The 252-nt window shown below is 48.0% G+C and carries 1 protein-coding gene; it reads right to left on the bottom strand.

The genetic code is table 11. The features are described 5' to 3' along the window. A partial coding sequence (locus tag H6A25_RS12600; protein WP_204752459.1) for an IS3 family transposase occupies window positions 1–252 on the bottom strand: 252 nt, incomplete at both ends.

Raw genomic sequence — 252 nt, 5'->3', positions numbered from 1 at the left:
TTTCAGACAGCAGATCATACTTTTTCATAATCCGCAGCACGGTTTTCGGATTACAGAAAATATTCTGGCTTTTTAACCACAGCCACATCCGCCGATAACCGTAGGTGCGGTAACTGCGTTCCCGCTGTTGTGCAATAACTTCAGCAAGAGCCGCATCCTTCTCCGGCTTGCCAAGGCGATGAACGAAGGCATAGTAGCCGCTTCTGGATACTCCGAAGAATTTGCACATGACTGCTACGGGATACTCTGTTT

It is taken from the genome of Intestinimonas butyriciproducens, from assembly GCF_016901775.1.
Taxonomy (GTDB): domain Bacteria; phylum Bacillota; class Clostridia; order Oscillospirales; family Butyricicoccaceae; genus Pseudobutyricicoccus.
The sequence above is the reverse complement of the archived record's forward strand: the minus strand, read 5'-3'. Positions and strand labels throughout refer to the sequence as shown.